Source organism: Arthrobacter sp. JZ12 (genome assembly GCF_035189165.1).
In the GTDB taxonomy this organism is placed as follows: Bacteria; Actinomycetota; Actinomycetes; order Actinomycetales; family Micrococcaceae; genus Arthrobacter_D.
In genome coordinates, this window is record NZ_CP045246.1 from 227,935 (window position 1) to 241,891 (window position 13,957).

At 64.9% G+C, this 13,957-nt stretch carries 13 protein-coding genes and 1 pseudogene; 12 read left to right on the forward strand and 2 right to left on the reverse strand.

Annotated features, from left to right (window positions below):
* Positions 1–51 precede the first annotated feature (51 nt).
* From GC088_RS01180 to GC088_RS01205, 6 genes are all read left to right on the forward strand, one after another.
* A complete protein-coding gene (locus tag GC088_RS01180) occupies positions 52–1,038 on the forward strand; it encodes a 2-hydroxyacid dehydrogenase (RefSeq protein WP_323960097.1) in 987 nt (328 codons plus the stop codon).
* 83 nt (positions 1,039–1,121) lie between these two features.
* The gene (locus GC088_RS01185) at positions 1,122–2,006 is read left to right on the forward strand and encodes a LysR family transcriptional regulator (protein WP_323960098.1); all 885 of its coding nucleotides are present in this window, start codon (positions 1,122–1,124) and stop codon (positions 2,004–2,006) included.
* A gap of 136 nt (positions 2,007–2,142) precedes the next feature.
* The gene (gene kdgD, locus GC088_RS01190) at positions 2,143–3,090 is read left to right on the forward strand and encodes a 5-dehydro-4-deoxyglucarate dehydratase (protein ID WP_323960099.1); all 948 of its coding nucleotides are present in this window, start codon (positions 2,143–2,145) and stop codon (positions 3,088–3,090) included.
* 36 nt (positions 3,091–3,126) lie between these two features.
* Complete coding sequence (locus tag GC088_RS01195; protein WP_323960100.1) at positions 3,127–4,776, forward strand: aldehyde dehydrogenase (NADP(+)); 1,650 nt, start codon at positions 3,127–3,129, stop codon at positions 4,774–4,776.
* Positions 4,773–6,101, forward strand: coding sequence for an enolase C-terminal domain-like protein (locus GC088_RS01200; protein WP_323960101.1), 1,329 nt, complete (start codon positions 4,773–4,775; stop codon positions 6,099–6,101). Before GC088_RS01195 ends, GC088_RS01200 begins: the two co-directional genes overlap by 4 nt.
* A gap of 68 nt (positions 6,102–6,169) precedes the next feature.
* Positions 6,170–7,129: an AEC family transporter gene (locus tag GC088_RS01205; protein ID WP_323960102.1), complete on the forward strand. Its 960-nt coding sequence runs from the start codon at positions 6,170–6,172 to the stop codon at positions 7,127–7,129.
* Positions 7,130–7,165: 36 nt separating this feature from the next.
* Here GC088_RS01205 and GC088_RS01210 read toward each other — a convergent pair.
* Positions 7,166–7,300, reverse strand: a pseudogene (locus GC088_RS01210) (VOC family protein); the annotation flags it as partial.
* A gap of 129 nt (positions 7,301–7,429) precedes the next feature.
* Here GC088_RS01210 and GC088_RS01215 point away from each other — a divergent pair.
* Positions 7,430–8,089, forward strand: coding sequence for a cyclodeaminase/cyclohydrolase family protein (locus GC088_RS01215; protein WP_323960103.1), 660 nt, complete (start codon positions 7,430–7,432; stop codon positions 8,087–8,089).
* A 15-nt stretch (positions 8,090–8,104) separates the two neighbouring features.
* Here the strand turns inward: GC088_RS01215 and GC088_RS01220 are convergent, their stop codons facing one another.
* Positions 8,105–9,046: an AEC family transporter gene (locus GC088_RS01220; protein ID WP_323960104.1), complete on the reverse strand. Its 942-nt coding sequence runs from the start codon at positions 9,044–9,046 to the stop codon at positions 8,105–8,107.
* Between the two features lie 166 nt (positions 9,047–9,212).
* Here GC088_RS01220 and GC088_RS01225 point away from each other — a divergent pair, with 166 nt between their 5' ends.
* From GC088_RS01225 to araA, 5 genes are all read left to right on the forward strand, one after another.
* Positions 9,213–9,809, forward strand: a complete 597-nt coding sequence (locus tag GC088_RS01225) for a nitroreductase family protein (RefSeq protein WP_323960105.1) — start codon at positions 9,213–9,215, stop codon at positions 9,807–9,809.
* A gap of 114 nt (positions 9,810–9,923) precedes the next feature.
* A complete protein-coding gene (locus GC088_RS01230; protein WP_323960106.1) occupies positions 9,924–10,979 on the forward strand; it encodes a LacI family DNA-binding transcriptional regulator in 1,056 nt (351 codons plus the stop codon).
* Entirely contained in the window at positions 10,976–11,440 is a 465-nt protein-coding gene (locus GC088_RS01235; protein ID WP_323960107.1) for a GNAT family N-acetyltransferase, read from the forward strand. The genes GC088_RS01230 and GC088_RS01235 overlap by 4 nt, the downstream gene beginning before the upstream one ends.
* Positions 11,441–11,564: 124 nt before the next feature.
* A complete protein-coding gene (locus GC088_RS01240) occupies positions 11,565–12,293 on the forward strand; it encodes an L-ribulose-5-phosphate 4-epimerase (RefSeq protein ID WP_323960108.1) in 729 nt (242 codons plus the stop codon).
* A complete protein-coding gene (araA, locus tag GC088_RS01245) occupies positions 12,290–13,804 on the forward strand; it encodes an L-arabinose isomerase (RefSeq protein WP_323960109.1) in 1,515 nt (504 codons plus the stop codon). Before GC088_RS01240 ends, araA begins: the two co-directional genes overlap by 4 nt.
* The last annotated feature ends 153 nt before the right edge of the window (positions 13,805–13,957 follow it).

Here is a 13,957-nt window from a genome sequence, read left to right on the forward strand (position 1 = left end):
CATGCTAATTCCGTGTTGGACCGAAATGGTGGGCTTTTCTACTGTCGCTCCATGAGTATCGACACAGCTGAGCACTCCGAAAACCGTTCAAAGGCGAACGGCCAGCAGATCCTGCAGGTCGGTCCCGTCAATCCTGCCGTCGCTGCAGCGCTCGCCGATGAATTCGGCGCGCTGCGCCTGCCCGAAGGTGCGGAACGCGAGGACTTCCTCGAGCAGCACGCCGACGGGGTACGCATCGCGGTCTGCTCCGGTCGGGTAGGCGTGGATACCGAACTGATGCGACAACTGCCGAACCTCGAAGTCATAGTCAACTTCGGTGTCGGTTACGACGCAACCGACGTCGCCCAGGCGAACGAGCGCGGCATCGCTATTAGCAACACTCCCGACGTCCTCACCGACTGCGTGGCGGACACCGCCCTGGCCCTCTACCTGGACGTTCTTCGCGGAACCAGTGCGGCAGACCGTTTTGTACGGCGCGGGGAGTGGGCGCGGATCCCATCCTTCCCGTTGACCGTCCGTGCGTCGGGCCGAAAGGTCGGCATCCTCGGGTTGGGGCGGATCGGCAAGGCGATCGCTGCACGCCTTGAGGGGTTCGGCTGCGAGATCCACTATCACAACCGCCGCCCGGTCGAGGGCTCGCCCTACACGTACCAGTCGTCGCCGGCGGAACTCGCTTCCGCCGTCGAGGTACTTGTTATTGCAGCGGCAGGCGGCCCGGAATCGGCGGGGCTGGTCAACGCTGATGTTCTCGAGAAGCTCGGCCCTGACGGATACCTGGTTAACATCGCCCGCGGCAGCGTGGTGGACGAGCCTGAACTCATCGCGGCCCTTCAGGAGGGACGCCTGGCAGGGGCGGGCCTGGACGTGTTCGCGAACGAGCCACACGTGCCCGCCGAGCTGATGGCACTGGACAACGTGGTGCTGCTTCCGCACGTAGGAAGCGGAACCCGCGAGACCCGAGCGGACATGGCCGCACTCACGCTGCATAATCTGCGCAGCTACCTCCGCGATTCCACTCTCGTTACGCCTATCAGCTAGCACTTTTGGCGGCCCCTCAAGGAAGGGGCGATATGATGCGTCTCAAGACCGCAAAAAGCACCGATTGATACTTGGGGCGCATCATGTTCACGCTCGATCAGGCCAAAAGTTTCATAGCGGTCGCCGAGGAACTGCACTTCGGTCGCGCCGCAGAGCGGCTCAATATGACGCAGCCACCGCTGAGCAGGCAGATCCAGAAGCTGGAGCGGAGTGTCGGCGTCGAACTTCTCGAGCGCGACAACCGGAAGGTGTCGCTGACGCCGGCCGGCCGGGCGTTCCTGGCCGAGGCGCGGAAGCTGATTGTCGCTGCGGAGCGCGCGCCCAAGACCGCGCAGCGTATCGCTGCGGGCAAGTCCGGCCAGCTGCGGGTCGGGTTTACGGCCGCGTCCGGGTTCAGCCTCCTGGGCCCGCTGCTGGCGGAGATCGCGGCTGAACTGCCCGACGTCGACGTGGAGCTTCAGGAGCTCGTGACCGGCGATCAGCTGGCGGCTATTTCCGACGGCGATCTTGATCTCGGGCTCGCGCGCCCGGCTTTCGATGAGGACCTGTTCGAGTCCCATCTGCTGTTCACCGAGGATCTCCTGCTTGCCGTCCCAATAGGGCATGTGCTGGATGGCCTCAACCGTGCGCCGGTAGTCGCCGACCTGAAGAACATTCCGTTGATCATGCATTCGCCGATCCAGGCGAGGTACTTCTATGACCTGGTGGTTCGGACGGTTCCTATCGAACACGCAAACGTCGTTCACACCGTGAGCCAGATTCTGACTATGGTGGCCCTCGTCGCCGCCGGCAGGGGAGTGGCGTTCGTGCCTGAGTCCGCGAAGCTGCTGGGCATGGCAGGCGTGTCCTACCTCCGGTTGGCCGACGTGGAATCGGATGTCGTCGAGTTGTACGCAATCTGGAGCCGCGAGATGCGGAACCCGGCACTCGGCAGGCTGCTGGGGGTCATCCGCTCGGGGTGGGCATAGGGGCTATGCCGGACGAGTATCAATCCATACAAAAGAGGGCTTAGACAGGCATCGATAAGCTTCCTACTCTTGAAGGACTCCACCAAACAAGCACCACTACCCGCCCTTGCGGCGGCTTGCCAAAGGAAGATGCAACGTGGCTCAGTATGCACCCCAAGAACTCGCCCAGAAGCTCAAGGACGGACTCCTGTCCTTCCCGGTAACCGCATTCGACTCGAACCTGAAGGTGGACGAGGAAGCTTACCGCAAGCACCTGGCCTGGCAGGCAAGCTTCGACGTCGCCGGTCTTTTCGCAGCCGGCGGCACGGGTGAAGGGTTCAGCCTTACCCCTGCTGAAGCTGCAGGCGTAATCCGCACCGCCGTCAACGAAGTCGGTAACAAGGTGCCCGTGCTCGCCTCCGCCGGCGGCTCCATGGCACAGGCCGTCCAGAACGCGCAGGACGCCGAGGAAGCAGGCGCCGAAGGGCTCCTCCTGCTTCCCCCGTACCTGACCGAATGCGACCAGGACGGTCTGTTCGCCCACGTCAGCGCCGTTTGCTCCGCCACCTCCATCGGCGTCATCGTCTACAACCGCGGCAACGCGATCTACTCGGCCGAGACTGTCGCCCGCCTTGCAGAGCGCCACCCGAACTTCATTGGTTTCAAGGACGCGATCGGTGACATCGAGCACCTCACCAAGGTCTACGCAAAGAACGGCGACCGCCTGTTCTACCTGGGTGGCCTGCCCACCGCCGAGACCTTCGCTCTCCCGCTGCTGCAGCTGGGAATGAGCACCTACTCCTCGGCGTTGTACAACTTCGTTCCTGAGTTCGCCCTCGAGTTCTACAAGGACGTTCGCAAGCAGGACCACGCAGCAGTAACCGAGAAGCTCCAGCGCTTCGTGCTGCCCTACCTCGAAATCCGCGACCGCGTGAAGGGCTACGGCGTCTCGATCGTCAAGGGTGGCCTCAAGGTTGTTGGTCGCGACGTCGGAAGCGTCCGTCCGCCGCTGCAGGACCTCACCGAGGCTGATCTCGCCGACCTGAGCGCGCTCATCGACGCGGCGGGTGTCCGCCCGGCGCCTGCTGCACTCACCAACGCCTGAACAACACAACCGGCAACCGATCTGCAAGGAGCATTAATGCCTACCCAGAACGCAACGCTTCAGGGCCATTCCATCATCGCCGGCCAGACAACCGTCGGAAACGGCAGGACCGTCAACGGGTTCGATCCCTCCACCAACGAGGTGCTTGAGCCTGCCTACTCGCTCATCGATGAGGCTCAGCTGAAGGAGGCTACCGCCGCGGCGGAGGAAGCCTTCGACTCCTTCAGCACCCTCGACCCGGAGACCCACGCGGCCTTCCTGGAATCCATCGCCGAGCGTATGGAAGCCGCCGGCGACGAGATCGTCCAGCGTGCAATGACCGAGACCGGCCTGCCTGAGCCGCGTATGCGCGGCGAGCTGGCTCGCACCACCGGGCAGCTGCGACTGTTCGCCACAGTTGTGCGCCAGGGTGACCACCGCGGGGTCCGCATCGACCCCGCTATCCCGGAGCGCAAGCCGCTTCCCCGTGCGGACATCCGCCAGCGCAAGGTTCCCTTGGGACCGGTTGCCGTCTTCGGTGCGAGCAACTTCCCGCTGGCCTTCTCCACTGCCGGAGGCGACACCGCATCGGCCCTTGCCGCAGGCTGCCCGGTGGTCTTCAAGGCCCACAACGCCCACCCGGGCACCAGCGAGATCGTCGGCCGCGCCATCACGGAAGCAGTCCAGGACGCCGGTCTTCACCCGGGCGTGTTCTCCCTCATCTACGGCCCCGGTGCCAGCATCGGTCAGGCCCTGGTGGCTGACCCCGCGATCCAGGCCGTTGGTTTCACCGGCTCCCGCGGCGGCGGCACAGCCCTCATGGCTACGGCCGCGGCCCGCCCGCAGCCGATCCCCGTATACGCCGAGATGAGCTCCATCAACCCGGTGATCTTCTTCGAGGGCGCGCTCCAGACGTCCGACCTCGATGAACTCGCGAAGGCCTACATCGCCTCCGTAACCGGTTCCAGCGGTCAGCTTTGCACCTCCCCTGGGCTGGTTTTCGTACCAACCGGGGAAGCGGGTGACAACTTCCTCAAGGCGGTCAACACTGCGCTGGCTCCGTCACCTGGGCAGACCATGCTGACCCGCGGCATCGCTGACTCTTGGAATGCAGGTGTCGAGGCCCTCGGTTCTCAGGGCGGCGTTGAACTTGTTGCGCGCGGCACCGACGGCAGCACCGAGAACGCACCGGCCCCGGTGGTCTTCGGCACGCAGGCCGAAACCTTCCTGAACAACCCCGTTCTGCACGAGGAAATTTTCGGCGCGGCATCCCTCGTGGTGCGCTACTCCTCCACCGAGGAACTGGTTGCTGCAGCCAAGCGCCTGGAGGGCCAGCTGACCGCAACCCTGCACCTGACTGAAGCGGACTATGAAACGGCTGCGGGAGTACTGCCCGTTTTGGAGCGCAAGGTAGGCCGTATCCTGGCCAACGGCTGGCCCACCGGCGTCGAGGTCGGTCACGCCATGGTTCACGGTGGTCCGTTCCCGGCCACCTCGGACACCCGTATCACCTCTGTCGGCACCCTCGCGATTGAGCGTTTCCTGCGCCCTGTCGCGTACCAGAACATCCCCGACGCCCTGCGTCCCGCTCCCGTCAAGGACGGGAACCCGTGGAAGCTGAACCGGCGGATCGACGGCACGGTTGTACTGGCTACTAACGACCCCGAGGGTGAAGGCACCGTCGAGGCAACTGGAGAGGACGCATGAGCACCCAGCCAACCATTGCGGCAGTCGAGGTTGTGCCCGTAGCCGGGCACGACTCGATGCTGCTCAACCTTTCGGGTGCGCACGGACCCTTCTTCACCCGCAACATCGCGATCATCACGGACTCGGACGGCCGGACCGGACTCGGCGAAGTCCCGGGCGGCGAAGCCATCCGCTCCACGATCGAGGAGGCAGGCTCCCTGCTCGCCGGCAAGCCGGTCGCGCAGTTCCGAAGCCTGCTGCGCCAGGTGGCAGCGAAGTTCGCCGACCGCGACGCCGGCGGGCGCGGCCTGCAGACCTTCGACCTGCGCACAACCGTGCACGCTGTCACAGCTATCGAATCGGCCCTGCTTGACCTGCACGGCCAGTTCCTCGGCGTTCCTGTCGCTGAACTGCTCGGCGACGGACAGCAGCGCGATGCGGTACCGATGCTCGGGTACCTCTTCTACATCGGCAACCCGGACAGCACCGACCTGCCGTACCTGCGCGAATCCAATGGCGCCGACAACTGGGAGCGCGTGCGCCGCGAGGAGGCCATGACCCCTGAGGCCGTGGTCCGCCTTGCGGAGGCTGCACAGGCCCGGTATGGATTCGCTGACTTCAAGCTGAAGGGCGGCGTCCAGGCCGGCGACCTCGAAGTGGACGCGGTAACCGCGCTCAAGGAACGCTTCCCGGAGGCACGCATCACCCTTGATCCCAACGGCGGATGGCTCCTGAAGGACGCAATCCGTCTGGGCAAGCGGATGCGCGGCGTGGTTGCCTACGCCGAGGACCCCTGCGGTGCCGAGGGCAAGTTCTCCGGCCGGGAGGTCGTCTCTGAGTTCCGCCGCGCAACCGGGCTGCAGACCGCAACGAACATGATCGCGACGGACTGGCGCGAGATGGCCCACGCCGTCCGTACCAACGCCGTCGACATCCCGCTTGCGGATCCGCATTTCTGGACCATGGCCGGCTCCGTCCGCGTAGCGCAGCTGTGCCACGAGTTCGGGCTCACCTGGGGATCGCACTCGAACAACCACTTCGATATCTCGCTGGCCATGTTCACGCACGTGGGCGCAGCCGCACCGGGTGAGATCACGGCGCTGGACACCCACTGGATCTGGCAGGATGGCCAGGGGCTCACCCAGGATCCGCTGCAGATCAAGAACGGCGAGATCCGCGTCCCCGATGCACCGGGGCTCGGCATCGAACTGGACCGCACCCGTCTGGAAGAGGCGCACCAGCTGTACCTCGAACACGGACTTGGTTCACGCGATGACGCAGCGTCCATGCAGTACCTGATTCCCGGGTGGGAGTTCGATCCGAAGCGGCCCTGCCTGGTCCGTTAGGACGTCAGGGTTCGCGGGAACTGCATCCCGGAGGTAACGAAGGCGGGTTCCAACAGACTGGAGGGTAAGTGGAGGGGGTTCTCCTCGGCTTCGGCATTGTGCTGTCGCTGATAGGCGTCGGATTTGTCGCCTCGATCCTCCTCCCCACCCGTACCAGGGCCATGCAGGAAGGCCTCACGCCGGTGATTTTCTACATCACCAACCCGGCGCTGATGTTCATCCTGCTTGCCGAGACGGAACTCGCCGAAGTCCTCACCGTTTATACGCCGATCGCGCTGGTTGTGGCCGCCATAACCAGCGCGATCTACGCGCTTCTGAGCCGATATGCTCTTAAACGGCAGGGCGCCCAGACGGCGGTGGGAGCGATGGCCTCCTGCTACTGCAACGCAGGCAACATCGGCATCCCGATTGCCCTCTACGCCGTGGGCACCTCTGCGCCCGTAGTGTCGGTACTGCTTGCGCAACTGCTCGTTATCGCGCCGGTTTTCCTCACCATCTTCGCCTGGTACGGCAGGAAGAGCACGACGCCGGAAGCAGCGGCTTCCAGCGGAGCCTCGCCGTCGCTCGCCAAAACCGTGCTGCGGTCCATCGCCAATCCGGTTACAACCGGTACCGCGGCCGGGGCAATTCTCTCCGCAACCTCGCTCACCCTTCCCGACATAGTCTGGACGCCGCTAGAGATGCTTGGGCAGGCATCCATACCCCTGCTGCTGGTCGCCTTCGGCATGAGCCTGCGCGGCCAGAAGCCGTTGGGGCAACGCAGCCTGCGTGCCGACGTCGTACTGGGAAGCGTGATCAAACTGGCAGTCATGCCGGTTATTGCATGGGCGGTTGCCCACTACGTCTTCCGGGTGGAAGGGCCGGCCCTGCTCGGAGTAGTGGTGATGGCCGCCCTGCCGACCGCGCAGAATGTGTTCCTCTTTTCAGCCCAGTTCGGGTTGAAGGTGACGCTGGTCCGGGACGTCATCCTGATCAGTTCACTCCTGGCGCTGCCGGCCTCACTGCTGGTGGCACTGCTGCTCGGCTAGCTCCGCACTTCAGGCAGGGGTCACTTCGGGCAGGGCTCACTTCAGGCAGAGGCAGGAGGGGTGCCCGGCGGGATCCAGAAAAACCCGGAACGTCTCCCCCGCAGCATCCAGGTTGTCAACGACGACGTCCAGGTGCGTCTGCTGGGGCACCTGCTGCCCCGGGGTGGTGGGAAAGCGTGCCATAGCCATGCCGCCCACCATAGGACCGTATGCGGACAATCATCGTCCGCATACGATTTTTGCGCCGCCTCCACCAGCCTGCATCACCACCAGCTCACCGGCATAGGACAGACTTGCCTCATGACTGACGGAGCAGAAGTAACCACGCAGCAGTCGACTGTGGAGGAGTGGACCCGCGCTCTGGCGGAGTCCGTCGGATCGCCGGGAGGGGGCGCGGGAGCGGGAGTGATGCTTGCGATTGCCGCATCGCTGACCAGCATGGTGGCCGGATACTCCGAAGCGGACGGTTCGGCACGTGATCGCCTTGATGACATCCTTACCGGCTCGCGGCAGCTTCGCGAAAAAGCGCTGCGGCTGGCCGACGACGACGCCGCGGCGTCAAGCGCATTCGGCGCAGCCTTCCGCCTGGAGAAGGGCGAGGAACGGGATCGGGCGATTGCCGAGGCGTCCGTCGGTGCCGCACGCTCGTCGGCGGATCTCGGACGCCACGCGGTGGACGCGATTGAAGACCTGTCCTGGCTCGCGCAGCATGGAAACCCGGCGTTGATTGCCGACGTCGTGGTCGCATTCGGCGCGCTGAGGGCAGCGGTGACCGGCGCAAGGACCAACGTGAGTTTCGATCTGGCTACGTTGCGGTCCTCGGGCCTGAGCCTAGAGGAGGTCCGGAAACAGCATCCCGGCCTGTGGGCGACGGTGGGGGAGCTGGATGAGGCGGTCGAGAGAATCGACTCGGCGACTGCCGCCGTCGACCACCGGGCGGCACCCACCGCCGGGGAGTGACCCCGGTGGAATGCCTCATCCCATCACCAGCGCGGCGCCCACCAGCAGCGGGATTGCCAGCACCGTTGTCATCACCGCAGTTGTTTGGGCAACGCGTTCGGCCAGCCGGTAGCGGATGGCGTAGAGGACAACGTTCTGCCCGGTGGGAAGGATGGCGCAGGCCGTCACCACGAACGTCTCGAACTCGGAGAGCCCGAAGACGAATGCCGCAAGGATCCAGGCCAGTGCCGGCTGGAAGGCGGACTTGAGCAGGACCGCCAGCGTTGTTGGCGCCCATTCCTTGCGTTGTGCCCGTATCCGCAGCCCGTTCAGGGACATCCCGAAAATAATGAGCATGAGCGGGACGGTCACCTCCGCGAGCAGCGATATCGGAGCCAGTATCAGATCCGGAACCTGCACGTTCAATGCGCTCAGGCACACGCCGAGGAGGGCAGCGACCGTGACCGGGTTGCGAAAAGGCGTTGCGACGATGCCGCGGATCGAGAGGTTGCGCCGGCCGGTTTCGGTCAGGTCAAGCAGCGTCAGCGCGATCGGCGTGATGAGGGCTAGTTGGAAGAGCATGATCGGCACGACGTAAGTGGCGCTGCCGAGGATGTAGAGGGACAGTGGGACCCCGAGGTTGGTTGAGTTGACGATCCCAGTGGTCAGTGCGCCGATGATCGCTTCCCGTCCCCACCCGCAGATCGCACCGACAACGGCGTAAACCAGCATGCACGCGGTGGCGGTCAGCGCCGCGATCAGACCGGTGGTACTCAGCGTCTCGCTCACGGACGTGGTCACCAGAAGAGAGAACATGAGACTCGGCAGGCCAACCATGAAGGAGAGCGTCGAGAGCACTTTGGTTCCGTTTGGGCCAAGGGCATTGCTTCGGCCCAGAATGTAGCCAACCAGCATCACCGCGCCGACAACGAAGAAACCCTTCAGCACCCCGTCCAAAAGGCACCTCAATTCCCTCATTGCCCGTGTCCGCCGTCCAGCTTATCCCTCCTGAATGCCTCAGCCGGCGTCCGCGTGGCCGTCCGGCATGGCGGGAATGTTGGGGCAGGTGGCCTTGTTATGTCCGGCGAGGCCCAAAGGTGCGCCGTCCGGAATCCACACCCCGTAAGTGAAAGGGAGCGCACCAATGTCTGTGAGCTCGTCTGTCCTGGAATCGCGCGTTGCCGAAACCGTCGTCCCTATCATCGATGAACTGGCCCGTCGCTGGAGCCCTCGGTCCTTCGATGCCGAGGCAACTGTTTCCGACCAGCAGCTCGACGCGCTTTTGGAAGCCGCACGCTGGGCGCCGTCGGCGAACAACAACCAGCCGCGGCGCTTCATCGTCGCCCGTCGCGGAACCCACGTGTTCGACACGATTGTCTCGGCGCTCGTGGGCTTCAATGCAGCGTGGGCGCACAACGCGTCGGCGCTGATCGTGGGAATCGCGGAGACGTCATCGGTGGAGGGTGACAAGCGTCCCTATGCCGAGTACGACCTCGGCCAGGCCATGGCCCAGCTCGGTGTGCAGGCGGAAGCAGAGGGCCTCTCCACCCACCAGATGGCCGGCGTGGAGTGGGAGAGGATCACCGCTGCCTTCGACCTTGCGGAGAACCTGAAACCGCTGATCGTCACTGCCGTTGGAACCCTTGCTCCCGCGGACCGGCTTCCCGAAGCCCTGGCTGAGCGGGAGAATGCGCCCCGCACGCGCCTGCCGCTGGAAGAACTGGTGCTCGTCCGGAGCTAGCGCTCCAGTGCGCCGGTGCTGACCGGTGCTGCACTTGTTCGCTCGCCGCCGGGCCGTTGACATGAACGGTACCCGTACTGCCGATAGCTCTACGCCATCGAGTACGGTATCCATGTGACCGTGAACAAGGAGCCGGCGTCGTCTTCTGCGCTGCAGCCCGCCCCGCGCAGCCGAGCTGCAAATATCCGTGACGTGGCGAAGGCAGCGGGCGTCTCGCACCAGACCGTGTCGCGGGTCATCAACGGCCACCCCAGCCTGCGTGAGAGCACGCGCCAACGGGTGCTTGATGCAATGGAGACCCTTCAGTTCCGGCCCAACAGGGCGGCGCGGTCCCTGGTTACCAGCCGCTCCGGGATCATCGGGGTGCTGGTGACCAACGGATCCTACTTCGGCCCGGCGTCCACGCAGGCAGCTATCGAGAGTGCGGCAGCCAGCGCCGGGTACCTCGTGGATACTGCCACCCTGGCGTCGCTTGAGGAAGCAGCGTTCAAGGAGGCGCTGGACCGGCTGGTGAACCATCCGGTCGAGGGCCTGATCATCCTCGCGCCGCAGGAGACAACGCTGCGCCAGCTCGAGCACTTCTCCATCAGCCTGCCAATGGTCACGGTCCATTCAACCTCCCCGGCGGATGACCACGGGCTGTCAGTTGACCAGGTTGCCGGAGCGCGGCTCGCAACCCGCTACCTTGCCGAGCTTGGGCACCGCGACATCGCGCATGTGGCCGGCCCTGATGGCTGGGTGGAGTCGCGTGAAAGGATACGGGGCTTCCGCACGGAAATGGCTGCCTGGGGACTTGATTCCACGCGGATCCTAACGGGGGACTGGACCTCCGACAGCGGCTTCCGGATCGGCCAGGAGCTCTTTGCGGCGAACCCTCCCAGCGCGGTGTTCTCCTCCAATGACCAGATGGCCCTCGGCCTGATGCACGCCTGCCGGGAGCATGGGTTGAGCGTTCCCGAGGATGTGAGCGTGGTGGGTTTCGATGACGTCCCCGATGCCGCCCATTTCGCGCCGCCCCTGACCACGGTTCGGCAGGACTTCACGGAGCTGGGCAGACGCTGCGTTGCCCACCTCCTCACGCAGCTCGGCGTGCCTGCCCAAAACGCTCCCCGCACTGTGGTGCCCGAACTGATCGTCCGCCGTTCCGCCAGGCCGAGACAGCAAGCATGATCCAGATTTCTGCTGACGACACCACGCGCCCGGATGTCCGCGCACTTCTCGACGAACACCTCGCCGACATGTTCGCCACCTCGCCTGCCGAAAGCGTCCACGCCCTTGATCACTCTGCGCTCAGCGCGCCGGGCATAACCTTCTGGACGGCACGCGAAGGCGGTCGGCTCCTTGGCTGCGGCGCGCTGAAGGAAATGGCCTCCGGCGAGGGGGAGATCAAGTCGATGCGTACGACGACGGCGGCCCGCCGGCGCGGCGTGGGCAGCCTCCTCCTCGGACACATCATCGGCGAGGCTGAAGGCCGCGGCTATGCCCGGCTGCTGCTCGAGACAGGAACCGAGGACTACTTTGCGCCGGCGAGGAATCTTTATCTCCGCAACGGTTTCGTCGAGTGCCCGCCTTTCGGAAGCTATTCTGCCGATCCACACAGCACCTTCATGAGCCTCACCCTGCAGGGCTGACCATCCGCCGTTGGCGGGCCTTGACACGGAATGTCGTGTTCGTCATATTATGTGAACGGTCACATCCTGCAGCGTCGCCGATTCGGGTGCCGCAGGGCCCCTACTCGAAAGCGATGGTCGATGCATGAGCAGCTTCAGCGACTTCTCGGATCGCGAACTGGATGCCATCAATGCAGTGCGCACAGATGTCGCCAGGCTTCACGGTGAGCTTGTCCGCTACAACCTTGTTGTCTGGACGGGAGGCAATGTCTCCGGCCGGGTGCCCGGCATGGACCTGTTTGTCATCAAGCCCAGCGGCGTGGACTACGACGAACTGACTCCCGAAAACCAGATCCTGTGCGACCTCGACGGCAACGTCATCGAGGGCACGCCCGGTTCAGAGCGCTCCCCGTCCAGCGACACCGCCGCGCACGCCTATGTCTACCGCAACATGCCGCGCGTTGGGGGAGTGGTGCACACCCATTCCACCTATGCCACGGCCTGGGCGGCGCGCGGTGAAGCCATTCCCTGCGTTATCACCGCCATGGCCGACGAGTTCGGCGGTGAAATCCCGGTGGGCCCGTTCGCCATCATCGGTGATGACTCGATCGGGCGGGGCATCGTGGAAACCCTGAGCGGCCACCGCTCCCGGGCAGTGCTCATGCAGAACCACGGCCCCTTCACCATCGGCAAGGACGCCCGGGACGCGGTGAAGGCCGCCGTCATGCTCGAAGACGTTGCCCGGACCATCCACATCACCCGCCAGCTGGGCGAGCCGCTGCCGATCGAACAGCGCCACATCGAATCCCTCTTTGACCGCTATCAGAACGTATACGGGCAGCACACGCCCGCTGGAACCGGAGCCGCACAGTGACATCCCTGCAGACATCCCTCGACAACTACGAAATCTGGTTCCTCACCGGCAGCCAGGACCTTTATGGTGATGAGACCCTCCGCCAGGTGGCGGAGCAGTCGCAGCAGATCGTAAAGATGATCGACGCCGCGGGCGTGCCCGTGAAGGTGGTCTGGAAGCCCACGCTGAAGGACTCGAACTCCATCCGCCGCATGGCGCTTGAAGCCAACGCCAGCGACAACACGATCGGCGTCATCGCCTGGATGCACACCTTCAGCCCCGCCAAGATGTGGATCGCGGGTCTGGACACGCTGCGCAAGCCGCTGCTGCACCTGCACACGCAGATCAACGTCGAGCTGCCCTGGGCGGACATTGACTTCGATTTCATGAACCTGAACCAGGCCGCCCACGGCGACCGCGAGTTCGGCTACATCCAGACGCGGCTCTCGGTGGCGCGGAAGACCGTCGTCGGGCACGTTTCCAACCCGGCGGTTACCGACCAGATCGCCACCTGGTCGCGTGCGGCTGCCGGTTGGGCGGCCGTGCATGAGCTCAAGGTCGCCCGCTTCGGTGACAACATGCGCAACGTCGCGGTCACCGAGGGTGACAAGACCGAAGCTGAACTGCGCTTCGGCGTCTCCATCAACACCTGGGGCGTGAACGAGCTCGTCGAGGTGGTGGACGCGCAGTCCGACGCGGACATCGATGCCCTGGTCGAGGAGTACGAGGCAACCTACGACGTCGTTCCCGAACTGCGGCGCGGCGGTGACCGCCACGAATCGCTCCGCTACGGCGCGCGGCAGGAACTCGCGCTGAAGTCCTTCCTGGAGGGCGGTTCCTTCGGAGCCTTCACGACGACGTTCGAGGACCTGGGCGGGCTGCGCCAGCTTCCCGGTCTGGCCGTGCAGCGGCTCATGGCCGCCGGGTACGGCTTCGGCGCCGAGGGCGATTGGAAGACCGCTGTGCTGGTCCGCGCCGCCAAGGTCATGGGCGCAGGCCTGCCGGGCGGCGCCTCGCTCATGGAGGACTACACCTACCATCTGGTGCCGGGGGAGGAAAAAATCCTCGGTGCGCACATGCTGGAGATCTGTCCCACCCTCACCACCTCGAAGCCCACCCTCGAGGTGCACCCGCTGGGCATCGGCGGCAAGGAGGACCCCGTCCGCCTGGTGTTCGACACGGACCCGGGAGACGCCGTCGTCGTTGCCATGTCCGACATGCGCGACCGCTTCCGCCTGACCGCCAACGCAGTGGAGGTCGTTTTGCCGGATGCTCCGCTGCCCAACCTGCCGGTTGCCCGCGCGGTCTGGAAGCCGGAGCCGGACCTTGCAACGTCGGCCGCCGCCTGGCTGAGTGCGGGAGCCGCCCATCACACGGTGATGAGCACCGCCGTCGGACTTGATGTCTTCGAGGACTTCGCCGACATCGCCGGCACCGAACTGCTGCGCATCGACAGCACGACGACGCTGCGCGAGTTCCAGCGGGAGCTCCGCTGGAATGCTGCCTACTATCGGCTGGCTCAGAAGCTCTAGTCACAGGCAGATAACGATCCCCGAAGGGCATTCCGCAAGAGAAGGCCAAAGGCTTACTGTTGCGCATGGTGTGACCGATTGTGACCGATCACACGGGGATACCAATCCGGAGGAAACCGTCCGTTCCACCGGGTACAGAGAACTTCCGGGCGC